Source organism: Metabacillus bambusae (assembly GCF_017497975.1).
In the GTDB taxonomy this organism is placed as follows: Bacteria; Bacillota; Bacilli; order Bacillales; family Bacillaceae; genus Metabacillus; species Metabacillus bambusae.
The window spans coordinates 470,446-493,799 of sequence record NZ_JAGDEL010000001.1 but is presented as its reverse complement, the minus strand read 5'-3'; the positions used below and the strand labels follow the sequence as shown (position 1 = coordinate 493,799).

Here is a 23,354-nt window from a genome sequence, read left to right as displayed (position 1 = left end):
AAAACTAGATTCATTGTCATGTTGTTCTTCAACGAATAGAATAGAAAGTATTGATAGATAAGGAGGTGCCTTAGAATGAACAACAATGAATTATTTGTAAGTCTTGACATCGGTACATCCAGTGTTAAAGTAATTATTGGTGAAATGACGAATGATGCTTTAAACATTATAGGTGTAGGTAATGTAAAATCAGAAGGTTTAAGAAAAGGATCTATAGTTGATATAGATGAAACAGTTCATTCTATAAAAAAAGCGGTTGAGCAAGCTGAAAGAATGGTTGGAATCTCCTTAAAGAGAGTAGTAGTAGGAGTAACAGGAAATCATGTGCATTTGCAAGATTGCCATGGAGTCGTAGCGGTCTCAAGTGAAAATCGTGAAATATCTAATGAAGATGTAAGAAGAGTAATCGAGGCAGCTCAAGTAATTTCCATTCCTCCAGAACGAGAAATAATCGATGTGATCCCAAGACAGTTTATTGTTGATGGATTAGATGAAATTAATGATCCTAGAGGAATGCTAGGTGTTCGTTTGGAAATGGAAGGCACAATTATTACAGGTTCTAAAACGATATTACATAATTTGTTACGATGTGTTGAACGCGCTGGCTTAGAAATTACTGATATTTGTTTACAACCACTAGCTGCTGGTTCTGTAGCGCTGTCTAAGGATGAGAAAAATCTCGGAGTAGCTCTTATTGACATCGGTGGTGGATCTACTACCATTTCTGTGTTTGAGCAAAATCACCTCTTTGCAACGATTGTTCTTCCAATTGGTGGAGAACATATTACAAAGGACTTATCAATCGGTCTTCGTACAACAACAGATGAAGCCGAACGAATTAAAGTAAAATATGGACACGCTTTTTACGATCATGCATCTGAAGATGAAGTGTTTGAAGCTTCTATTATTGGTTCAGATCAAAAACGAGACTTTAATCAATTAGAAATAGCTGATATTATTGAAGCAAGACTCGAAGAAATATATGAGCTAATTCTATATGAATTAAAAAGACTTGGTGTCAGTGAGTTACCAGGTGGGTTTGTATTAACTGGTGGAACTGTTAGAATGTCTGGAGTCCTTGAATTAGGACAAGCTGTCCTTCAAAACAGTGTAAGAATAGCTAGTCCGGATTATATTGGGGTGAGAGAACCTCAATATATGACTGGTGTAGGCTTAATACAATTTGCACATAAAAATGCTAAAATTCAAGGGAGAAAGATTGGTTCTAACGTTTCAGTGAATGCTGTTGAAGTAGCAGCTGCAAAGGAACCAACACAGCAACAACGTACAACACAAAAGCAACAACCAGATGATAAAAAAGTAAACAAAGTAAAGAAGTTCTTTGGTTACTTCTTTGAATAGTTCACATCAATTAGTTATTTGATGGATTAGGAGGATTTCGCATGTTGGAGTTTGATACAAATATTGACGGCTTAGCTACCATCAAGGTAATCGGTGTAGGTGGCGGTGGTAATAACGCTGTTAATCGAATGATAGAGCATGGTGTTCAAGGTGTTGAATTTATTGCTGTCAACACTGATGCACAAGCATTAAATTTATCTAAAGCAGAAATTAAAATGCAAATCGGTTCAAAGCTTACTCGTGGATTAGGAGCGGGTGCAAACCCAGAGGTTGGTAAAAAAGCTGCTGAAGAAAGTAGAGAGCAGGTTGAAGAAGCATTACGAGGCGCTGATATGGTATTCGTTACTGCTGGAATGGGCGGGGGAACAGGAACTGGTGCAGCACCAGTAATCGCTCAAATTGCAAAGGATTTAGGTGCGCTAACAGTTGGTGTTGTTACAAGACCATTTACGTTTGAAGGTCGTAAACGTGCGATGCAAGCTGCAGGTGGAATTTCATCAATGAAGGAATCTGTTGATACACTTATTGTAATCCCTAATGATCGATTACTTGAGATCGTTGACAAAAATACACCAATGCTCGAAGCTTTCAGAGAAGCAGATAACGTATTACGTCAAGGTGTTCAAGGTATTTCAGACTTAATCGCTAAACCAGGACTTATTAATCTTGACTTCGCGGATGTAAAAACAATTATGTCTAATAGAGGTTCTGCACTAATGGGGATTGGTGTAGCTACTGGAGAAAGTCGTGCTACTGAGGCTGCTAAAAAAGCTATTTCAAGTCCATTACTTGAAACATCAATTGATGGTGCTCAAGGTGTTCTTATGAATATTACTGGTGGCAACAATTTAAGCTTATATGAGGTTCAAGAAGCAGCAGATATTGTTGCATCTGCTTCAGACCAGGAAGTTAACATGATCTTTGGATCTGTTATTAATGAAAACCTTAAGGACGAAATCATTGTAACCGTAATTGCAACTGGATTTGCAGAACAAGATGTTAACCCTTTAAAACAACAAACGCGACAATTTGGTGGTAGTAACACAGGTACAAACCCAGCACCAAAACGTGAGATAAAGCGTGAAGAACCAATTCATGAAACAACATCTCGCAATAATGTTCAACAAGCGGATGAAGCGTTAGATATTCCGACATTTTTAAGAAATCGTAACAAACGTCGATAATCGATTACGAATAAACAAAAAGAGTGCAAATTCAATGATGAATTGCACTCTTTTTTTATCGTTTAGGAAATTAAAAAATTCTTGAACTGTGGATAAGCGCACGACATCCAGCTCCAGCGCCTAGCCCCTCGAGGTCATAAGCTAATTTAGAATTGAAGGCAAAAAACGCCTTCTATTCTAAATCATCTTATGCTTGTCGGGGCTGATCAAGGCGCTTGCACTTTTGTTATGTGTGTAATGCGCTAAGTTTTCCAATTTAAAGGTGGGTACCTTTTATTAGGATGGGGAAAAATGTATTGTTATATTTATTAAATGTAAAAAGCTACTACTTCGTACAAAAATCATACAAAAAAGTAATTTCCAAAATTGTAGATTACTCATCAAGCTTAGTGAAACTACTTGACATATCCTTTTAAAGTTAAGTCGCACTTAAAAATAGTTTCCTTATTCTATTTTTAACGTTTTCTATATTTATCTCCATTCACTCCCTTCCAAACGATTCGACAAAAATTCTAATAATCTATCAAAAATACTTACATTTTCTCGGCAGTAAGTGACAGACTTCATGGCTATGACGATTTATACTAAATGCTAACGGGTCCTCTTATATGAGCGATTCTAAATGGGCTTTTTAAAAGGATTAGAAGAACTGGTTTTAGACTTAGCTTGGGTGTCTAACTATAGCGTCTATCTCCCCTCAAGATCAAAAGAATTTTAATGTAAGAGGATAATCAAGCGAGCTTGCGCTTTTATAACAGGGAAAGGAGTAACAGATGTCTATCTATTTAGACGTTATTTGGCTCTTAAACTTTTCCTTTGATTTGTTTCTGCTCTTATTAACAGCCATTGCATTGAAAAGGAAAATTTTCAAACTACGAATACTTCTATCAGCTCTTTTAGGTTCAAGCATTGTCCTAATGATGTTTTCACCATTAGCTTTCATCGCTACACACCCATTAGGGAAAATGATCATTTCAATGATGATGGTATTACTAGCATTTGGTTTTAAACGATTTCGTTATTTTTTTCAAAGTTTGCTAACCTTTTATTTTGTCACCTTTATGGTAGGTGGCGGGATGATCGGTGCACATTATTTTTTGCAAGCAGAAATGAGTTACTTGGATGGGATTTTAATGACAAATTCAACTGGATTCGGACACCCAATAAGCTGGTTGTTTGTACTTATCGGTTTTCCAGTTGTATGGATCTTTTCAAGAAATCGCCTTGAAGGTTTAGAGACAAAAAAAATTCATTTCGATCAATTGGTATCTGTTACGATAAGAGTGGAGTCAACTCAGTTTACATTAAATGGGTTGGTTGATAGTGGAAATCAGCTTTTTGATCCAATAACAAGAAGTCCCGTTATGATTATTGATACTTTGAAGGCTCAGAACTACATACCAAAGCTTTTAGTAAATCAAGCCATCCAAGATGATGTGATGAAATCGATGAGTGAGAGTGGCGATGAAAGTCACCCTTGGGAACATCGAGTGAGAATAATACCATATCGAGTTGTTGGGAGTGAGCATCAATTTTTATTAGGCTTTAAACCTGATGAAGTGTGGATAGAAACGAAAAACGAAAAAATTAAGGTACATAAAACCATTGTAGGTTTGAATCGAACGAAATTGTCCTCTGAAGATGAATATGAATGTATTGTCCATCCAAAGATGCTTCAAGGTCAATCAATCGGGCACGTATCTTAAAAGTATACTTTCTACTATCTTACTCTGATTCTTTTATTTTAGAAGTTAAGAAAGTATAAGTTTTTTACTTAGTTTTTGTGTCTATTTCCACCGCTTTAAGCAAGGCACTTCCGCATTTCTATGAAGGGGGAGGAAAATGAAAAAGTTAAAATTACACATTACTTACTTATGGTATAAGCTATTAATCAAGCTAGGACTCAAATCAGATGAGGTTTATTACATCGGTGGTAGTGAAGCATTACCACCACCTCTCTCAAAGGATGAAGAGGAAGTACTTTTACAAAAGCTGCCTACTGGTGATCAGGCAGCTAGAGCGATTCTGATTGAAAGAAACTTACGCCTAGTTGTTTATATTGCTCGTAAATTTGAAAATACGGGTATTAATATCGAGGATTTAATTAGTATTGGTACAATTGGCTTAATAAAGGCTGTTAATACGTTTAATCCGGAAAAGAAAATCAAGCTTGCTACGTATGCTTCTAGGTGTATCGAAAATGAAATTCTCATGTATTTACGAAGAAATAATAAATTGCGATCAGAGGTTTCTTTTGATGAACCTTTGAATATCGATTGGGATGGAAATGAACTACTTTTATCAGATGTATTAGGAACTGAAGATGACATTATTACAAAGGACCTTGAAGCAAATGTCGATCGTAAATTATTAATGAAAGCTCTTCAACAACTTAATGATCGAGAAAAACAGATAATGGAGCTTCGCTTTGGATTACAAGGTGGTGAAGAAAAGACACAGAAAGATGTTGCTGACATGCTTGGCATCTCACAATCTTATATTTCAAGGTTAGAAAAAAGGATAATAAAAAGATTACAAAAAGAATTCAATAAAATGGTTTAAAAAAATTTTTAACCTAACTTTTCCTTATTGTATCAATTAAAATTCGCATTTCTACCCTTTCTAACTCGAATAGCTTGTGCATATTTTTTCCTCTCGAGGAGATACTTAACACTGTACAGCAACTCCTGTTAGGAGGGAAAGAAGTGACAAGAAATAAAGTCGAAATTTGTGGAGTAGATACCTCAAAGCTTCCAGTCCTTAAGAACGAGAAAATGAGAGAGCTATTTAAGCAAATGCAAAGCGGAGACTTATCAGCAAGAGAAGAGCTGGTGAATGGCAACTTAAGATTGGTACTCAGTGTAATCCAGCGATTTAACAACAGAGGAGAATTTGTTGACGATTTGTTTCAAGTTGGCTGTATTGGATTAATGAAATCAATCGATAATTTTGACTTAGGCCAGAATGTCAAATTTTCAACATATGCTGTACCAATGATCATCGGAGAAATTCGTAGATATTTAAGGGACAACAATCCAATTCGTGTCTCCCGTTCACTTCGAGATATTGCTTATAAGGCTCTTCAGGTTAGAGAAAGACTTATGAGCGAGACATCAAGAGAACCAACTGCTGAGGAAATCTCAAAGGTGCTAGAGGTTCCACATGAAGAAATTGTTTTTGCGCTTGATGCCATTCAAGATCCTGTTTCATTATTTGAACCTATCTATAATGATGGGGGAGATCCAATCTTTGTTATGGACCAGCTAAGTGATGAAAAAAATCGTGATATTCAATGGATTGAAGAATTAGCTTTAAAAGAAGGAATGAGACGACTAAATAGTCGTGAAAAGCTAATTCTTAGAAAACGATTTTTTCAAGGAAAAACACAAATGGAAGTTGCCGAAGAAATCGGAATTTCTCAAGCTCAAGTATCTAGGTTAGAAAAAGCTGCTATTAAACAAATGAATAAAAATATTCAAAACTAAGACTGCTCCTTGTGAGTAGTCTTTTTTATGTGTGCCAGGCATGGCAACTATCTAGGCGGTGAAAGTCCACTGTGGGGGTACACATCGACCAACCACTAAGGAAGCGCAAGGTACTTATCGTGAGGTAAGGGCTGGAGGAAGCGTGGAATAAAATCTTGGCTCGACGAACAGAAATCTGATACTAAGGCTCTATAAAGGGATGAGACTCCATAACAAGTCAAAGTCCAAAAAGATGTGCGTAGCTCTGTAGAGTAAATCAGGTGAGTAAAAGAGGAAAGATAGTTGTCTTACCCTGGGAGGTCTTGCGGATGTACAGTAGTACAGTCGGAAAAGGTTAGTCGCAAGAAGTCAGCAGAAGCCATAGTAATGAAATAAATTCATGAAGGGCCGAACAATTTATAGTGTTTCTACGCCACGAATGCGTAAGTGACGTACTCCGAATATGTTAATGGTGAAAGTATAAGCGTATCTCAAAGGATAACCAAAACTGGAGCTATCACTTACTACGTGAGAGGAAAGGAGAAACGAGTGTGGAACTTTTAGAACAAATTCTAAGTAATCAAAATATGAATGAAGCATACTTGCGTGTCTATAAAAATAAAGGTACAAGTGAAGTCGATGGAGTAACAGTCGACGAACTAAAGCAATATCTGAAAGAGAACAAGGATGAACTGCGCCAGCGTATTAGAACAAGAAAATACCAACCACAAGCTGCCTTAAGAGTGGAAATCCCAAAAGAGAATGGAAAGATGCGCAAACTGGGAATACCAACAGTAGTGGATAGAGTAGTTCAACAAGCCATTCATCAAGTACTCAGTCCGATATTTGAAAAGCAGTTCAGTGAATTCAGTTATGGCTTTAGACCAAAAAGAAGTTGTGAGATGGCAATTGTTAAAAGCTTGGAATTTCTGAATGATAGACATGATTGGATAGTGGATATTGATCTTGAAAGATTTAGCGACATTAATATAGAACGGTATTCAGTTGTTTAAGTTATTAAAGGGTTATAATACTCCCTATTACTAACTCATTCGCAGTTTTACGATATTTTTTATTAGGTTCCTGTTCGAGCACCGTAAGGTGTCTGAAAGGAACTAACAGGATCGCCCTTCAGTCCAATAATCGTACGCATTTTTCGCATAGGGTGCTGTTTTGAAAGCTCTTTTAAGTCCGTGATCGTAATATGTAAATAAATTTGGGTTGTAGTCAAACTGTTATGTCCTAGTAACTTTTGAATGGACACCAAATGAGCCCCTTCTTGAAGAAGATGCGTAGCACAAGTATGACGCAATTTATGCGGAGTCACTGCTTTATCTATATTAGCTTCTTTAGCATATTTTTTAACCATATATTGAATAGCACGTGGAGTAAGGGCGCCGCCTTTCTTACTAACAAACAATTCTGGAATTTCACTTTTTCTAACCTCTATGTATTCTTTTAAAGATTCCTCAACAATAGAATCTAAAGGCACAAAACGTTCGCGTCCTCCTTTACCAGATATAAGGATCCGATTTTCTCTAAAACTAATATCCCTTACCTTGAGAGCACAGATTTCACTGACACGTAACCCGGCAGAGTAGATCAATGTAAGAATTACTCGATCACGACGCCCTAAGGTAGTTGTAGTATCTGGTTGAGATAGGATATCCTGCATTTCTTTGGTTTCTAAGACCACCGGAAGGTGCTTTGGTGTATCTAATAACTTAGGCCATTTTTCACGTTCATCTTGTTTCGAGTCTAGTATCTCCATCAGGATGAGAAAGTCAATATACGCTGAAAGAGTGGCTAACTTTCTTTGGACCGCAGCTGAAGAATTATTTCGTTCCACGCGAAGATAACGAATATAATCCACAACTAATTTAGCTTTAGAGGGATTATCCACATGTGGGCAGTGATAAGTGCAATAAGCTTTTAATACCTTTAGATCAATAGCGTAAGCTTCAGCTGTCTTGGGGCGGCAACCGCGAACCATTTGTGTATATTCTAAAAACTCTTGAATTAATGAATCATTCATTATCTGTTTTCTCTCCTGACAATGGTGGTATATTTTTACGTAATAAGCTTACGGCTTTTCTAAGATCTTCAAAATCTGCGTGAGCATAAGGATTTGTTTCAGCTAATGTCTTATGTCCTAAGGCTTTTGCGATTACCTCAATTCGCCCGCCACGTTGAATGAGGTGGGTTGTGAAGGTATGACGAATTGTATGTGGACTGACTGGTTTTTGAATACTGGCGATCTCTGCATAATGCCTAATACGTCTAGTAACTGTCCAGGGTTTTATGCGTGAACCTTGTAAATTTAATAAGAATGGTCCGGATTTTTCTTTCCGGTACAACCCAAGATATTGCTTAAAATCATTCAAAGCAGCTTTTGGAATGGCAACCTGTCTGTCACGTCCTTTACCTTCATGAATATGTACCCATCCTTTTTTTAGGTCTATGTCTTCAATGTTTAGGTTACTAAGTTCTCCCACACGAAGACCGGTAGAGTATAAAACAAGTAGCGTCATATAGTCAGTAAATCCCTCTGGTGTAGATCGATCTGGCGCAGATAGTAAACTGATCATTTCATCTTCCGTTAAATAAGATTGTTCTTTTGGTTGTTTTGGAACCAATTTCAACGCCTCCATTGGATTGTCCGACCTCCAGCCACGTTGAATGGAATAAGTAATAAAAGACCGAAGGTGGGAAAGATTTTTATCTATCGTACATTGAGAAATTCCAGCTTGTCTACGTGAACTCAACCAACGAATAATATCAGGACCACGGAGTGCTTCTATCCCATTGTCTATACAGCTAGGACAACCTAAGGCAAATCTAGTTAGGCTAAAACGAAATTCTTTAATCGTACCTTTACTATATTTTTTCATACCAACAGCTGTTCGAATAAACTCCTCGATCTGTTCCTGAATCTTTCCAACAAGGGGTTCATTGATAGGAGTTGTTTTAGTGTATTTTCGTCGTAGTGAAGTCATTGGTTTTTTACGTATATTGGTTACTGAATTAATCTTTGGGCTTTCTTGGATTTTTACTTCATTAATAGGATGAGATTCTAATGTAGCTGCGATTTCAGGATTCTCAATTCTTGCATAATGAAGTGTAGTTGTCGTTCTTTTATGGTCGAGCCAATCCTTAATATGTACAATATTTCCTCCTTCCTTGAATAGGTGCGTAGCACAGGTATGACGTAATTGATGAGGACGTAATGGTTTACTCCACATTTCAGAGTATGACTTAAAAGTGACTCCAATTAGATTATTGGTCATCGGTTCTTTCCTCCATGTGAGGAACAGTGGATCATCTATATCAAGGTCCTTGCGTGTAGATAGATAAATCTCAAGTAATTCTAGAACTTCACCAACAAGGGGTACTCTGCGATTTTTTCCGTCCTTTGCCAGCCCGTATACAAAGCACCTGATCCTCCCAAAGGACATCACGAAGTTGAAGATTAGCCACTTCACCAGCTCGTATGCCTGTGGCATACATCAGGGAGAATAAAGCTAAATTTCTCTTTCGGATAGGATCAAACTGACGTCTACCTAAAGAGGAATCGACTTGTCTTCTTAATTCTTTCAGGCATTCCTGTATTTCTTCAAAAGAAGCCACTTCAGGAAGAGATTGGTAAGCATCCAAGTTTGTGTAAGATAAATTTTCACTGGGGCTGTCAGAGCAATACTCCTGTTGAATTAAGTATTTAAAAAAGGAACGAATCTGGCTTACAATAAGGTTTCGATAGCCAAGAGATTTTCCTTCAGTCCGCTCAATACACTAGTTTTCAAGATTAACTAGTGTTACAGTTTGGAAGTTTAGGGAACGATTCTCAAAATATTTAATTAGTTTCTTTAATTCCCTCCAAGTGTTTAATATAACTTTTGGGGTATATCCTCTTACAAAAGTCTGGTATTCGCGATATTCTTCAACAATAGATTCCATAATCTTATCTCCTCTAGAATAGTTTACAAGATCGAACGATCTTGTCTATATTCAAATGATCATGTATCTATCTTATATCGCTAAAGAAAGATTCTTCGATACAGTCCACCACGATAAACTCATGCGAATTATATCTAACACAATAAATGATGGAGATGTCATTTCTCTAATAAGAAAGTACTTAGTCAGTGGGGTTATGGTGAATGGGAAATATGAAGAAACACCAGTTGGGACTCCGCAAGGAGGCAACCTCAGCCCTCTGTTGAGTAATATTATGTTGAACGAACTGGATAAGGAACTAGAAAGTAGAGGACTCCAATTCGTGAGATACGCTGATGACGCCCTTATCTTTGTGAAGAGCGAGAAAGCAGCGGTCAGAGTGATGAAATCAATCGTGAAGTTTATCGAAGGAAATCTAGGACTGATCGTCAATACTGAAAAGAGTAAAGTCTCTCGCCCAAAAGAATTAAAATTCTTAGGGTTTGGGTATTACTACGATTCTAAAACTGATAGATACCTATTGAAGCCTCACTCAAAATCAGTACAGAAATTTCAAAGAAAGCTGCGACAACTGACAAAGCGAAACTGGAGCGTTTCACTAGACATCAGAATGTTGAAGCTTAAGCAAGTCATATTCGGGTGGGTAAATTACTTTAGAATCGCAAATATGAAAACAGTAATGAGTCGAATAGATAAGAAGTTACGCTCAAGAATAAGGGTAATCATCTGGAAACAATGGAAGGTACCGAGAAAACAAATCAAATCGCTAATTCAACTAGGGATACCTGAAGAAGAAGCGAAAGGATTAACATTCTGCCGGAAAGGCTACCGGTATATCGGATTATCGAAAGTTGTTCAAAGAGCAATCTCAAACAAAAGACTAAAGCAGAGGGGAGTACCCTCTGCTTTAGAACATTACTTAAAAGTACACACTGTAATATAAATTGAAACGCAGTATACGAGATCCGTACGTACGGTGTTGTGAGAGGGGCGAAAATAAGTTAACTTATTTTCCCTCTACTCGATTACATTCAAATAGGCACTGTAAAAGCTCACTGTTAATTTTGGCACTTTGTTGATTGGAACGTATACGTGAGAATTCTGCGGGAGTGCGAGGTCAAAGGAGGCGCCACAGGTGCGAACCGCCGAGGAGCTTCCGAACTGCCCTCGGAAAGCGAACTACTGCACGGAAATCAACAACCAAGTTTAAGAGAGCCTTCAAATAAAAAATTTTCGATTCAATTGAATAGTTTATACTTCCTTAAACATAGATATGTAATAGGTGACGTTTTTGGGTATAAGGTAAAGGAGGCAGACTGATGTATATATCTGAATTTCAAACTAAGGATGTTGTAAATGTTTCTGACGGTAAAAAGCTAGGTAATATAGGTGACTTTGATATAAATGTGACTACAGGAAAAATACAAGCAATCATTATTAGTGGTCATGGAAAAATGTTAGGTTTTTTCGGGAAAGACGAGGAATTCGTCATTCCGTGGCGAAATATAGTGAAGATAGGTGAAGATGTCATTCTTGTTAGAATGAATCGACAAATTGAGGGTTCTGATGAATAATTTGTCAATCATGCTAAACGTATGGGGTAAGATGTGGTAAAATAAGTGCGAAAGATCGTTTTTTAATGTCGAAAACAAAGGGTTGAATAATAAATGACAGCAGAACCATTTCAACAAACAGACACATCCTTTTTATCACTGTCACAATGGGAAGAACTTATAGATGGTCTAACTGTTGGATTCTCTACAAAAATGGGTGGAATTAGCAGAGGGCCATTCTCCACTTTAAACCTTGGACTTCATGTAAATGATCATCGAGAAACAGTTGTAAAAAATAGAGAGATTTTAGCTGCAAAAACTTCCACTCTGATAAACAACTGGGTATTTGCTGAACAGACGCATTCTACACATATTAAAAAAGTATCAAAACATGATTGTGGTAGAGGTTTAACAACTTATGAGGATGGTCTTTCAAATTGTGATGGATTCTATACAAATGAAGCAGGAGTTATGCTGTCATTATGTTTTGCAGATTGTGTCCCTCTTTATTTTATTGCTCCCGAAAAGTCATTAATAGGTATTGCACATGCCGGCTGGAAAGGAACAGTAAATGATATAGGGGGAAAGATGATTAGTAGATGGGTTCATGATGAGGGCGTTAATCCTAAAGATATTCGAGTAGCGATAGGCCCCTCAATAGGTGCATGCTGCTACAATGTAGATTTCCGGGTAATATCAGCAATTAATAAAAATAATGTTGAGAAATATCCATTACCTTATACCTTGGTATCTGAAGGACAATATAAATTAGATTTAAAACAGCTTAACAAATACTTACTTCTTGAATCTGGAGTAAAAGAAGAAAACATTACGGTTTCACAGCAATGTACAAGCTGTGAAGAAGATGTGTTTTTCTCGCATCGTCGAGATGAAGGAAAAACAGGTCGAATGTTAAGCTTTATTGGAATAAATTAAGGAGGCTTAACTCTTGAAATGAACGTGCAGGACAACTATCAAACCATTAGAAGAAATATTGACAGCATATGTGAACGTACTGGACGAAATCCGAAAGAGATTAAAGTGATTGCTGTAACAAAATATGTAAGTGTAGACCGAGCAAAAGCGGCAATTGATGCTGGTGTTTATCATTTAGGTGAAAACCGTGAAGAAGGACTTCATCATAAGTATCAAGTGATAGAAGATAAGGCGATTTGGCATTTTATTGGTTCTCTCCAAACTAGAAAAGTGAAAAATATCATCGACAAGGTTGAATACATACATTCATTAGACCGTATTTCACTTGCAAAGGAAATTAATAAACGAACTCAAAAGCCCATTAAGTGCTTTGTACAAGTAAATGTATCTGGTGAAGAATCAAAGCATGGTTGTTCACCAGAAGATGTCATCCGATTTGTAAAAGAGCTTGAGTCCTTAGAAAATATACGTATTGTAGGATTAATGACAATGGCTCCATTTACTAACGATAGGCAACTTATTAGGACATGCTTTAAACAGTTGAAAAATCTCCAATTAGAAGTACAAGCTTTACAACTTCCTTTTGTACCATGTCATGAACTATCAATGGGGATGTCAAATGATTATGAACTAGCGATTGAAGAGGGAGCTACCTTTATTCGAATAGGTACTTCACTCGTTGGAAATGAAAACGGAGGTGTTTAATGTGTCGATTAAAAATAGATTTAAAAGTTTTTTTGCATTAGAAGATGAAGAGTATGAATACGTAGAAAATGAAGATCATCAAAACGAATATGAAGAACAGCAACAGATCGCACATAAACCGCAATCACAAACACAAAAGCAAAATGTTGTAAGTTTGCAAAGTCTTCAAAAGTCCTCTAAAGTAATTTTATGTGAACCAAGAGTGTATGCGGAAGCACAAGAAATTGCAGATCAATTAAAAAATCGCCGAGCAGTTGTCGTCAATCTTCAAAGTATTCAACGAGATCAGGCAAAACGAATTGTTGATTTTCTTAGTGGAACCGTTTATGCAATCGGTGGCGATATTCAACGAATTGGTATGAATATCTTTTTATGTACACCTGATAATGTAGATGTATCAGGATCAATTTCGGAGTTAGTATCAGAAGAAGAACATCAAAGGTGGTAATCACAAGATGAATATATTATTTAATTTAATTGTTACTTTGTTAACGTTTTATTCGTATGCGATTATTGTGTACATTTTACTATCGTGGTTCCCAGGAGCAAGAGAATCTGGTTTTGGACAATTTTTAGCTAAAATATGTGATCCTTATTTAGAACCCTTTCGCAAGATAATACCACCATTAGGAATGATTGATATCTCTCCAATTGTGGCAATATTAGCATTGAAATTTGCACAATCTGGCGTGGCTGCACTTTTTAGAATGATTGGCTAAGGGACTTTTTGGTCCCTCTTTTTTTCATACATATTTTAACCATGCATTATAGTTTAACTGGAGTTGTGGTCAATGGATCAATTATATCAACATTTTCGTGGTGAAGAACGGCATTTTATCGATCAGGTTTTAGAGTGGAAGGAAACCGTGCAAAATCAATATAGTCCAAAGCTATCAGATTTTTTAGATCCTCGAGAACAAGAAATTGTTGCGTCTGTAATTGGTGAAAATTCAGATGTAAAGGTGTCTTTTTTAGGTGGTGTAGAAGACACTGAACGAAAAAGAGCTTTATTATACCCAGACTATTTTCAACCCGATCAAGAGGACTTTAAGTTAATTCTTTTTCAAATACAATATGCTAGCAAATTTATCAATCTTCAGCATCGTCAGGTTCTAGGCTCGCTTATGAGTCTGGGACTAAAACGTTCAAAATTTGGTGATATTCGCTTTTTTAATGACATTGTGCAATTAGTTTGTGCAAGTGAAATCGCCGATTATTTAAAGGCGAATTTTCAAGAAATTGGTCGAGCTAAAATAACTCTGAAAGAAATAGGCTTGAACGAATTAATCACTCAGACAGAAGACATACAAGAGCTAACTACGACAGTTTCGTCACTGCGACTTGATGTTGTTTGCTCTGCGATCTATAATCTTTCACGGCAAAAAATCCAGCCTCTTATTACAAATGGATTTGTTAAAGTTAATTGGAAAACAGTAGATTCCGTATCATTTGAGTGTCGTGAGGGAGATACACTCTCCGTACGAGGATATGGTCGCAGTAATATAACAGCAGTTGAAGGGAAAACGAAAAGAGACAAGTGGAGATTAATTGTTAATAAACAAAAATAATAAGCTTACATGACCTTTTCCTTATAAAAGTAAAATATTTTTGCCTAAATAGCAGGATTTTCAACAAACCTGTCGAATTATGATTTATAATGTTGACAAGGATTAACTATTTAACTACATATTGGAGGTGGCATCCGTGCCTTTAACACCGTTAGATATCCATAATAAGGAATTTAATAAAGGGTTTCGAGGATATGATGAAGACGAAGTAAATGAATTTTTAGATCAAGTAATAAAAGATTATGAAATGATTATCCGCGAAAAGAAAGAGCTTGAATCTCGCGTTGTAGAACTAACTGAAAAATTAGGTCACTTTACAAATATTGAAGAGACATTGAATAAATCAATTATCATTGCTCAAGAAGCAGGAGAAGACGTAAAGCGAAATGCCCAAAAAGAATCAAAGTTAATTATTAAAGAGGCTGAGAAAAACGCGGATCGTATAATTAATGAATCATTGTCAAAGTCTCGAAAAATTGCAATGGAAATTGAAGAGCTTAAAAAGCAATCTAAAGTATTTAGAACACGTTTCCAGATGCTAATTGAAGCACAGCTTGATCTTTTGAAAAATGATGATTGGGATCATTTATTAGAATATGAAGTAGAACCAATTTTTGGTGAAGCAGAAGAAACTAAAAGCTAAACTTGACTTTTTCATTTTTTTTCGCATATAATACGAAAACATAGATGTTTTTCTTAATTAACAATCTTATAGTAAAACGGTGAAAGGGATAGTACTCCTTTACAATTCTTATATAGCGAATCGAGGATGGTGTAAGCTCGACATAAGGAAAAAGGATGAAGATCACCCTAGAGTTCCATGCTGAACATATTTATTAGTAGGCACAGGCGAATCATTCTCGTTACGAATGCTTGAGTGGATTAGTTTGAATGAATTAATCTAATAGGGTGGTACCGCGAGATAAACCTTCTCGTCCCTTGTGGGATGAGAGGGTTTTTTGTGTTTTCTAAAGAAAGTTGTATACGACACATACACAGGTAATTGGGAAAAAATCTGATTCTTGTTAGTCTCTCTTCAACCTTTAACAAATAGAAATAAAATTCATCCTGAAGTGAAGACACTGTTACAAAGCAGCAAATTTTACGAAAACAATTAACTATTTAAAGCTGGAGGAATGAAAATGGAATATAAAGATACCTTACTAATGCCAAAGACGGAATTTCCAATGCGTGGAAACCTTCCAAACAGAGAACCACTAATGCAAGAAAAATGGGAGCAAATGAACATTTACAATAAAGTACAAGAACGTACGAAAGATCGACCACTGTTCATTTTGCATGATGGTCCTCCTTATGCAAATGGTGATATTCATATGGGCCATGCACTTAATAAAATTTTAAAGGATTTTATCGTTCGTTATAAATCAATGACAGGCTTCTGTGCACCATATGTTCCAGGCTGGGATACTCATGGATTACCGATTGAAACTGCATTGACTAAAAATAAAAAAGTAAAAAGAAAAGAAATGTCGGTTGCTGAGTTCCGTAAGCTATGTGAAGAGTATGCTTGGGAACAAATTAATGGGCAACGTGAACAATTTAAACGTCTTGGTGTACGTGGTGATTGGGATAACCCATATGTTACGTTAAAGCCTGAGTATGAAGCTCAGCAAATCAAAGTATTCGGTGAGATGGCTAAAAAAGGTTATATTTACAAAGGTCTTAAACCAGTTTATTGGTCACCTTCAAGTGAATCTGCTCTAGCAGAAGCTGAGATTGAATATGCTGATAAACGCTCTCCTTCTATTTATGTGGCATTCCCAGTCCAAGATGGGAAAGGTGTTTTAACAAATGAAGAAAAAATCATCATCTGGACAACGACACCTTGGACAATTCCAGCAAACCTAGGAATATCTGTACATCCTGAATTAGATTATAGTGTTGTTGCTGTAGAGGGTGAAAAATTCGTTGTTGCTACTGCCTTAGTTGAATCTGTGGCAAATACAATTGGATGGGAAAATTATGAGGTTGATCGTACAATTAAAGGTGCAGAGCTTGACCGTGTGATTGCAAAACATCCAATTTATGAACGCGAGTCTCTTGTCATGCTTGGAGAACACGTAACAAGTGATGGTGGTACTGGTTGTGTTCATACTGCACCAGGCCATGGGGAAGATGATTTTATTATTGGTAGTCAATACGGTTTAGATGTTTTATGTCCTGTTGATGAGAAAGGGTATATGACAAATGAGGCTGAAGGCTTCGAAGGATTATTCTATGACGAAGCAAACAAGCCAATAACTGAAAAGTTACAAGAGACTGGTGCATTATTAAAGCTTCAATTTATTACCCACTCATACCCACATGATTGGAGAACAAAAAAACCAACGATCTTCCGTGCAACAGCTCAATGGTTTGCATCAATTAAAGATTTCCGTGACGACCTATTAAAGGCTGTTAATGAAACAAAATGGGTTCCAGCATGGGGAGAAACTAGACTTTATAATATGGTACGTGATCGTGGAGACTGGTGTATTTCACGTCAGCGTGCATGGGGAGTACCAATTCCAGTATTTTATGCTGAAAATGGTGAACCAATTATTACTGATGAAACAATTGAACATGTATCAAACCTATTCCGTGATAAAGGATCAAATATTTGGTTTGAACGTGAAGCAAAAGATCTACTGCCAGAGGGCTTTACACATGAAGGAAGTCCAAATGGTACCTTCACTAAAGAAAATGATATTATGGATGTTTGGTTTGATTCAGGTTCATCACATCAAGCAGTTCTATTAGAAAGAGATGACCTTCAAAGACCAGCTGATTTATACCTTGAAGGATCTGATCAATATCGTGGCTGGTTTAACTCTTCTTTATCAACAGCTGTTGCAGTAACTGGTAAAGCACCATATAAAGGTGTATTAAGCCATGGTTTTGCGCTTGATGGTGAAGGAAGAAAGATGAGTAAATCACTAGGAAACACGGTATTACCTGCAAAAGTAATGAAACAATTAGGTGGAGATATTTTACGATTATGGGTAGCTTCAGTTGATTACCAAGCAGATGTAAGAGTATCTGATGCGATCCTAAAGCAGGTTGCTGAGGTTTATCGTAAGATCCGTAATACTTTCCGTTTCTTACTTGGTAATTTAGCAGACTTTAATCCAGCTACAGATATGGTAAGTCTAGAAAATCTCCGTGATGTCGACCGCTATATGCTTGTGAAATTAAACAAGCTAACACAGCGTGTTAAAGATGCATATGACCAGTATGAATTCGCAGCAATTTATCATGCTGTTCATAATTTCTGTACAATTGAATTAAGCTCATTCTACTTAGATTTTGCTAAGGATGTACTTTATATTGAATCAAAAGAAAATCAAGAACGTCGTGCTATTCAAACTGTACTATATGAAACGCTGTTGTCACTCGTAAAATTAGTCACACCAATTCTTCCACATACTGCTGATGAAGTATGGGAGCATATTGATTCAGTAACAGAAGAAAGTGTTCAATTAGTTGATATGCCAGAGGTTAAGAACTATCCACAAGCTGAAAAGCTTGAAAAAAAATGGGATACGTTTATGGCATTACGTGATGATGTCTTAAAAGCATTAGAGGTAGCTCGTAATGAAAAAGTAATTGGTAAGTCATTAACTGCGAGTATTTCACTTTATCCTAATGCTGAAGCAAAAGCATTGCTTGAATCTGTAGAAGAAGACTTAAAACAATTGTTTATTGTTTCCGGTTTTGAAATCGCTGGCGCTTATGAAGAAGCACCAGAAAATGCAGAAGGCTTCGATTCAGTAAAAATTGTCATCACACAAGCAGAAGGGGAAACATGTGAGCGTTGTTGGATTGTAACACCAGAAGTAGGCCAGGTTACAGAGCACCCAACACTTTGCCCGCGTTGTGCAGGGATTGTGAAAGAACATTATTAAACAAAAAAATAGTTAAGAACGAGGGTCAGACCCCTACAGAGCGTAGTGCTAGGTATTATAGTCTACACTTTATAGGGGTTTGACCCTGTCTTTTTACTAAGTTTATGTTGTATAGGGTTCTGGCCCTGCTTTTTAATAAGTTTAGTGTTTAGCCAGCCCATTTTTAATTAATAATGTTTTACCAATAAAAACAAAGGGTAAAAAATATCTATTCACCAAAATTAATTGAAATCCTTTTTAGCATGCATTTCAATCACAGGAAAATTCTTAATAGGGTGAGCATAGAATTCTCGGGATAAACTATAGGTACATCATGAGAAGGATAAGGAGTTGTCCATCTTGAATCAATTTTATGGGATCCGTTATGAATTGCAAGTGATGAGAGAAGAACTGCGAACTAGGTTGTTTGATCACAGTTTGTTTGAAATGACTTGTGATGATCATCAAGGAAAAGATTCTACTTTGATGCATCATATTAAAGAGGAACTTCAAGATGTAGAACGTGCCTTAATGAAATTTGATAAAGGTATTTACGGGTATTGCGAAGAAACAGGTGAAGAAATTCCTTTTGAGAAATTAAGGATACTCCCCACAGCTAGGACAAAATATGATTTTTATTTCCAGGAATTATATGAACGAAAGTCTCTCCCACAATACGATTATACTCATGAAGAAACATATATTACAGGTAGTGATTTTTAAGTCACTATCGATGTTGGGGGCTCAAATTTTCTCTGTAATAGGAGTAGGTTTGGGCTTTTATTTTCGTTTAGGAAATTATAAAATTCTTGGACTGTGGATAAGCGCACGACATCCAGCTCCAGCGCCTAGCCCCTCGAGGTCATAAGCTAATTTAGAATTGAAGGCAAAGAACGCCTTCTATTCTAAATCATCTTATGCTTGTCGGGGCTAATCAAGGCGCTTGCGCTTTTGTTCTTATTATTATTTATCTAAGACGACAAAAATAAAGCTGCAACAAGCAAGCCCCGTCCAAGTAGTGCTTAAAACATGATTATATGGTACAATTCATAAGGATAAATATCACATTTAGCAAAAAAGGAAAGAGGAGAGTTGAGGAATTCGTGTTCTATTACATAATTGCAGCAATAATAATTTTGATTGATCAAGTGACGAAATGGCTTATTGTTAAAAATATGCAGCTTGGAGAGAACATAACTGTAATCGAAAATTTTTTATATATTACATCCCATCGAAATCGGGGAGCTGCATGGGGAATTTTACAAGGACAAATGTGGTTTTTTTATATCATCACAACAATAGTCATTGTTGGTATCATCTATTATATACAAAAGTATACAAAGGAAAATAAGGTAATGGGAATAGCACTTGGTTTAATGCTAGGTGGAGCAATTGGTAATTTCATTGACCGTTTATTCCGTAAAGAAGTTGTCGATTTTATAAATACATACATCTTTTCATATGACTTCCCAATTTTTAATGTTGCCGATTCTGCATTATGTGTGGGTGTTGTATTATTATTTATTCATATGTTGTTTTTTGAAGGGAAACAAGAGAAGGAGCAAGTATAAATGGAAATCATTGAATTACAAGTTAGTGAAGAACATAAGCAAGAACGGATTGATAAATTTTTGTCAACATACAATGACGAGTGGTCACGTTCACAAGTACAACTTTGGATAAAAGATGGTTCAGTTAAAGTAAATGATAAGGAAATAAAAACGAATTATAAATGTCAAATTAATGACAAGATCGTCGTTTCAATCCCAGAACCTGAACCATTAGACGTTATAGCTGAAGAAATGGATCTTGATATTTATTATGAGGATCAAGATGTACTTGTTGTAAATAAACCAAAAGGGATGGTTGTTCATCCAGCACCAGGTCATATGAGTGGAACACTTGTGAATGGTTTAATGGCTCATTGCCAGGATCTTTCCGGTATTAATGGTGTACTTAGACCAGGAATCGTACATCGAATTGACAAGGACACCTCTGGTTTATTAATGGTCGCAAAAAATGATATGGCACATGAATCCTTGGTTGGACAACTGGTTGAAAAGTCTGTGACAAGAAGATATAAAGCAATTGTTCATGGGAATATTCCGCATGATCATGGAACAATCAATGCACCAATTGGTCGTGATAAGGTTGATCGTCAAAGTATGACCGTTACAAATGTGAGCAGTAAAGATGCTGTAACACATTTTCATGTAATTGAGCGCTTTGAGAACTTTACTTTTGTAGAATGTCAGCTTGAAACGGGAAGAACTCATCAAATTCGTGTTCACATGAAATATATTGGCTATCCATTAGTTGGTGATCCGAAATATGGTCCGAAAAAGACGTTGCCTATTAATGGACAGGCACTTCATGCCGGTGTGTTAGGCTTTGAACACCCTCGTACAAAAGAATACCTTGAATTTGAAGCACCTTTACCAGTTGAATTTGAACAAGTTTTAGACCAAGTGAAAAATAATCGTTGACACATTTCTACATGTTTGGCATAATGGGTTTAACTTAATAGGAACCTTTAACACAGTCCCGTGAGGCTGAGAAGGAAAACGGAAAAGATGACTATGGTCATAATAAAATGCCTTAGTCTATCTATGTCTTCGTAAACCCTCTCCCATATCGGTGAGAGGGTTTTTCGTTTTTCAAGGTTACTTTTTAATCCATATTGAACTTGGAGACTCAAGTAACGAAAGGAGATCGAACAATGACACAAAAAGCAGTTGTTTTAGATGAGCAAGCAATACGTAGAGCATTAACAAGAATTGCTCATGAAATTATTGAAAGAAATAAAGGGATTGAGGATAGCGTCCTAGTAGGAATTAAAACTAGAGGTATCCATTTAGCAAAAAGACTAGCAGAGCGTATTGAACAAATTGAAGGAAAAAAAATTGCCATTGGTGAGCTTGATATTACGCTTTATCGAGATGATCTTTCAAAAAAGACAAACGATCAAGAGCCACTAGTAAAAGGTTCAGATATCCCTGTCGATGTTACAAATCAAAAGGTTATCTTAGTTGATGATGTTTTATATACAGGAAGAACAGTAAGAGCAGCAATGGATGCATTAGTAGACATTGGAAGACCTGCTAACATACAGTTGGCAGTCCTAGTTGATAGAGGACACCGTGAACTACCAATTCGTGCTGATTATGTAGGGAAAAACATCCCAACATCCGGCTCCGAAAAAATAGTAGTAGAGCTTCATGAGGCAGACGAAAATGATCAAGTAACAATCCATGAAAACGAATAGAACCCTTTAAAGAATAGTCCAGAGAGGCTACAAAGGGGAACAAAAAAGGCTCAGGTCGCAGTATGCGAATGACGACCTTTTTGTACCTCTTTGCACCTTTTGGCAAAGAGGTTTTTTGGATTAAAAGTATATCCTTCACACAATCTAACAACATGAATACCATTACGGAGGTCTTAACGTGAAAGAAGAACAAATAATACTCGATGTAAATGATACACCAAAGCCAATGACTTGGTTAGCATTAAGCTTTCAGCATTTATTCGCGATGTTTGGAGCGACTATATTAGTACCATATCTCGTAGAATTAGATCCTGCTGTAGCACTTATCTCCAGTGGTTTAGGTACAATTGCCTTCTTACTTATTACAAAGGGAAAAGTACCAGCATATCTTGGTTCATCTTTCGCATTCATTACACCAATAATTGTTGCAAAGGCTGCAGGTGGTGTTGGAGCCGCGATGGTTGGAAGCTTCTTAGCTGGTTTAGTTTACGGGATTATCGCCTTGATTATCAAAGGAACTGGTCATAAATGGATTATGAAAATCCTCCCACCAGTTGTTGTAGGACCAGTTATTATCGTTATCGGTTTAGGGTTAGCTGGAACTGCAGTTGGAATGGCAACGAATGACCCATCAGGTGAATATAGCTTACAGTACTTTTCAGTAGCGTTAGTAACTTTGCTAATCACAATCTTATGTTCGATCTTCTTAAAAGGGTTTTTTAACTTAATACCTGTATTAATAGGGATCACAGGTGGTTACTTATACTCATTAGCAATTGGTATTATAGACTTTTCAAAAGTAACTGCTGCTGGATGGATACAAGCACCAAACTTTGTTATCCCGTTTGTCGACTATACACCATCAATATCATTTGAAATCATTTTATTAATGGTACCAGTTGTAGTTGTCACAATTTCAGAGCATATCGGACACCAATTGGTCTTAGGGAAAGTTGTAGGGAGAGATTATATCGAAAATCCTGGTCTACACCGTTCGATTTTAGGTGATGGGGTTGCAACAATGATCGCAGCGTTAATAGGTGGACCTCCAAATACGACGTACGGTGAAAACATTGGCGTACTTGCTATTACTAGGGTTTATAGTGTGTTTATCATAGCGGGTGCCGCAGTTTTGGCTATCATCTTTGGATTCATCGGAAAAATATCTGCTTTTATTAGCACAATTCCTACACCAGTTATGGGTGGTGTATCGATACTTCTTTTCGGAATCATTGCTTCTTCTGGACTTAGAATGATGATTGACAGCAAGCTTGACCTAGGTAGTAAACGAAACCTGATCATTGCATCTGTTATACTAGTTATTGGGATTGGAGAGGCAACATTAAAGATTGGAAACCTTGATTTACATGGAATGGCTTTAGCGGCAATCATTGGTATCATCCTAAATCTTGTTTTACCTTATGATAAAGAAGAAACAATCAATAATAATGAAACAGCATAAATTTGCTTAGATCTTTT

Annotated in this window: 23 protein-coding genes, 1 pseudogene and 1 other annotated feature; of the genes and pseudogenes, 20 read left to right on the top strand and 4 right to left on the bottom strand. The window is 36.6% G+C overall.

The features are described from left to right. Positions 1-75 precede the first annotated feature (75 nt). The 6 genes from ftsA (at position 76) to I7822_RS30390 (ending at position 7,023) form a co-directional block, all read left to right on the top strand. Positions 76-1,362, top strand: coding sequence for a cell division protein FtsA (ftsA, locus tag I7822_RS02255; RefSeq protein WP_207975135.1), 1,287 nt, complete (start codon positions 76-78; stop codon positions 1,360-1,362). 41 nt (positions 1,363-1,403) lie between these two features. Continuing rightward, positions 1,404-2,546, top strand: coding sequence for a cell division protein FtsZ (gene ftsZ / locus I7822_RS02250; protein WP_207975134.1), 1,143 nt, complete (start codon positions 1,404-1,406; stop codon positions 2,544-2,546). Positions 2,547-3,319: 773 nt separating this feature from the next. Further along, positions 3,320-4,252: a sigma-E processing peptidase SpoIIGA gene (gene spoIIGA, locus I7822_RS02245; protein WP_207975133.1), complete on the top strand. Its 933-nt coding sequence runs from the start codon at positions 3,320-3,322 to the stop codon at positions 4,250-4,252. A gap of 136 nt (positions 4,253-4,388) precedes the next feature. Beyond that, the gene (gene sigE / locus I7822_RS02240; protein ID WP_066335840.1) at positions 4,389-5,108 is read left to right on the top strand and encodes an RNA polymerase sporulation sigma factor SigE; all 720 of its coding nucleotides are present in this window, start codon (positions 4,389-4,391) and stop codon (positions 5,106-5,108) included. Positions 5,109-5,209: 101 nt separating this feature from the next. Continuing rightward, on the top strand, positions 5,210-6,031 hold the full coding sequence (gene sigG / locus I7822_RS02235; protein ID WP_185654080.1) for an RNA polymerase sporulation sigma factor SigG: 822 nt from the start codon (positions 5,210-5,212) through the stop codon (positions 6,029-6,031). 530 nt (positions 6,032-6,561) lie between these two features. Next, the gene (locus I7822_RS30390) at positions 6,562-7,023 is read left to right on the top strand and encodes a reverse transcriptase domain-containing protein (RefSeq protein ID WP_307847662.1); all 462 of its coding nucleotides are present in this window, start codon (positions 6,562-6,564) and stop codon (positions 7,021-7,023) included. Between the two features lie 62 nt (positions 7,024-7,085). Here the strand turns inward: I7822_RS30390 and xerA are convergent, their stop codons facing one another. From xerA to I7822_RS02210, 4 genes and pseudogenes are all read right to left on the bottom strand, one after another. After that, positions 7,086-8,045: a site-specific tyrosine recombinase/integron integrase gene (gene xerA, locus I7822_RS02225; protein ID WP_207975132.1), complete on the bottom strand. Its 960-nt coding sequence runs from the start codon at positions 8,043-8,045 to the stop codon at positions 7,086-7,088. Beyond that, on the bottom strand, positions 8,038-8,661 hold the full coding sequence (locus I7822_RS30565) for a tyrosine-type recombinase/integrase (RefSeq protein WP_372442076.1): 624 nt from the start codon (positions 8,659-8,661) through the stop codon (positions 8,038-8,040). The genes xerA and I7822_RS30565 overlap by 8 nt, the downstream gene beginning before the upstream one ends. 30 nt (positions 8,662-8,691) lie before the next feature. Next, a pseudogene (locus tag I7822_RS30560) lies at positions 8,692-9,517 on the bottom strand (tyrosine-type recombinase/integrase); the annotation flags it as partial. Positions 9,518-9,799: 282 nt separating this feature from the next. After that, complete coding sequence (locus tag I7822_RS02210) at positions 9,800-9,964, bottom strand: hypothetical protein (protein WP_207975129.1); 165 nt, start codon at positions 9,962-9,964, stop codon at positions 9,800-9,802. Positions 9,965-10,019: 55 nt separating this feature from the next. Between I7822_RS02210 and I7822_RS02205 the strand changes: the two genes are divergently transcribed. The 14 genes from I7822_RS02205 to I7822_RS02140 all read left to right on the top strand — a co-directional run bounded on the left by I7822_RS02205 (position 10,020) and on the right by I7822_RS02140 (position 23,337). Then, positions 10,020-10,907: a reverse transcriptase domain-containing protein gene (locus I7822_RS02205; RefSeq protein ID WP_307847661.1), complete on the top strand. Its 888-nt coding sequence runs from the start codon at positions 10,020-10,022 to the stop codon at positions 10,905-10,907. Between the two features lie 373 nt (positions 10,908-11,280). Continuing rightward, positions 11,281-11,538 carry a YlmC/YmxH family sporulation protein gene (locus I7822_RS02200; RefSeq protein WP_207975243.1) on the top strand — a complete coding sequence of 86 codons (258 nt, stop codon included), beginning with the start codon at positions 11,281-11,283 and terminating at the stop codon, positions 11,536-11,538. Positions 11,539-11,631: 93 nt separating this feature from the next. Then, the gene (pgeF, locus tag I7822_RS02195) at positions 11,632-12,453 is read left to right on the top strand and encodes a peptidoglycan editing factor PgeF (protein ID WP_207975128.1); all 822 of its coding nucleotides are present in this window, start codon (positions 11,632-11,634) and stop codon (positions 12,451-12,453) included. An 18-nt stretch (positions 12,454-12,471) separates the two neighbouring features. Next, positions 12,472-13,158: a YggS family pyridoxal phosphate-dependent enzyme gene (locus I7822_RS02190; RefSeq protein ID WP_207975127.1), complete on the top strand. Its 687-nt coding sequence runs from the start codon at positions 12,472-12,474 to the stop codon at positions 13,156-13,158. A gap of 1 nt (position 13,159) precedes the next feature. Continuing rightward, on the top strand, positions 13,160-13,606 hold the full coding sequence (locus I7822_RS02185) for a cell division protein SepF (RefSeq protein ID WP_207975126.1): 447 nt from the start codon (positions 13,160-13,162) through the stop codon (positions 13,604-13,606). A gap of 7 nt (positions 13,607-13,613) precedes the next feature. Next, complete coding sequence (locus I7822_RS02180; protein WP_207975125.1) at positions 13,614-13,877, top strand: YggT family protein; 264 nt, start codon at positions 13,614-13,616, stop codon at positions 13,875-13,877. Between the two features lie 72 nt (positions 13,878-13,949). Then, complete coding sequence (locus tag I7822_RS02175; protein ID WP_207975124.1) at positions 13,950-14,726, top strand: YlmH family RNA-binding protein; 777 nt, start codon at positions 13,950-13,952, stop codon at positions 14,724-14,726. 136 nt (positions 14,727-14,862) lie between these two features. After that, complete coding sequence (locus I7822_RS02170) at positions 14,863-15,369, top strand: DivIVA domain-containing protein (RefSeq protein ID WP_207975123.1); 507 nt, start codon at positions 14,863-14,865, stop codon at positions 15,367-15,369. 70 nt (positions 15,370-15,439) lie between these two features. Further along, positions 15,440-15,669 (top strand) — a binding site (T-box leader). A gap of 199 nt (positions 15,670-15,868) precedes the next feature. Beyond that, positions 15,869-18,631, top strand: coding sequence for an isoleucine--tRNA ligase (gene ileS / locus I7822_RS02165; protein ID WP_207975122.1), 2,763 nt, complete (start codon positions 15,869-15,871; stop codon positions 18,629-18,631). A 339-nt stretch (positions 18,632-18,970) separates the two neighbouring features. Then, a complete protein-coding gene (locus I7822_RS02160) occupies positions 18,971-19,333 on the top strand; it encodes a TraR/DksA family transcriptional regulator (RefSeq protein WP_372442073.1) in 363 nt (120 codons plus the stop codon). 380 nt (positions 19,334-19,713) lie between these two features. Then, positions 19,714-20,181, top strand: coding sequence for a signal peptidase II (gene lspA / locus I7822_RS02155; RefSeq protein ID WP_207975121.1), 468 nt, complete (start codon positions 19,714-19,716; stop codon positions 20,179-20,181). After that, positions 20,182-21,096 (top strand): RluA family pseudouridine synthase, encoded by a 915-nt coding sequence (locus I7822_RS02150; RefSeq protein ID WP_207975120.1) that lies wholly within the window; start codon positions 20,182-20,184, stop codon positions 21,094-21,096. It abuts the gene before it with no gap. Positions 21,097-21,329: 233 nt separating this feature from the next. Then, positions 21,330-21,875: a bifunctional pyr operon transcriptional regulator/uracil phosphoribosyltransferase PyrR gene (pyrR, locus tag I7822_RS02145; RefSeq protein WP_207975119.1), complete on the top strand. Its 546-nt coding sequence runs from the start codon at positions 21,330-21,332 to the stop codon at positions 21,873-21,875. A 226-nt stretch (positions 21,876-22,101) separates the two neighbouring features. Continuing rightward, a complete protein-coding gene (locus I7822_RS02140; RefSeq protein WP_207975241.1) occupies positions 22,102-23,337 on the top strand; it encodes a solute carrier family 23 protein in 1,236 nt (411 codons plus the stop codon). The last annotated feature ends 17 nt before the right edge of the window (positions 23,338-23,354 follow it).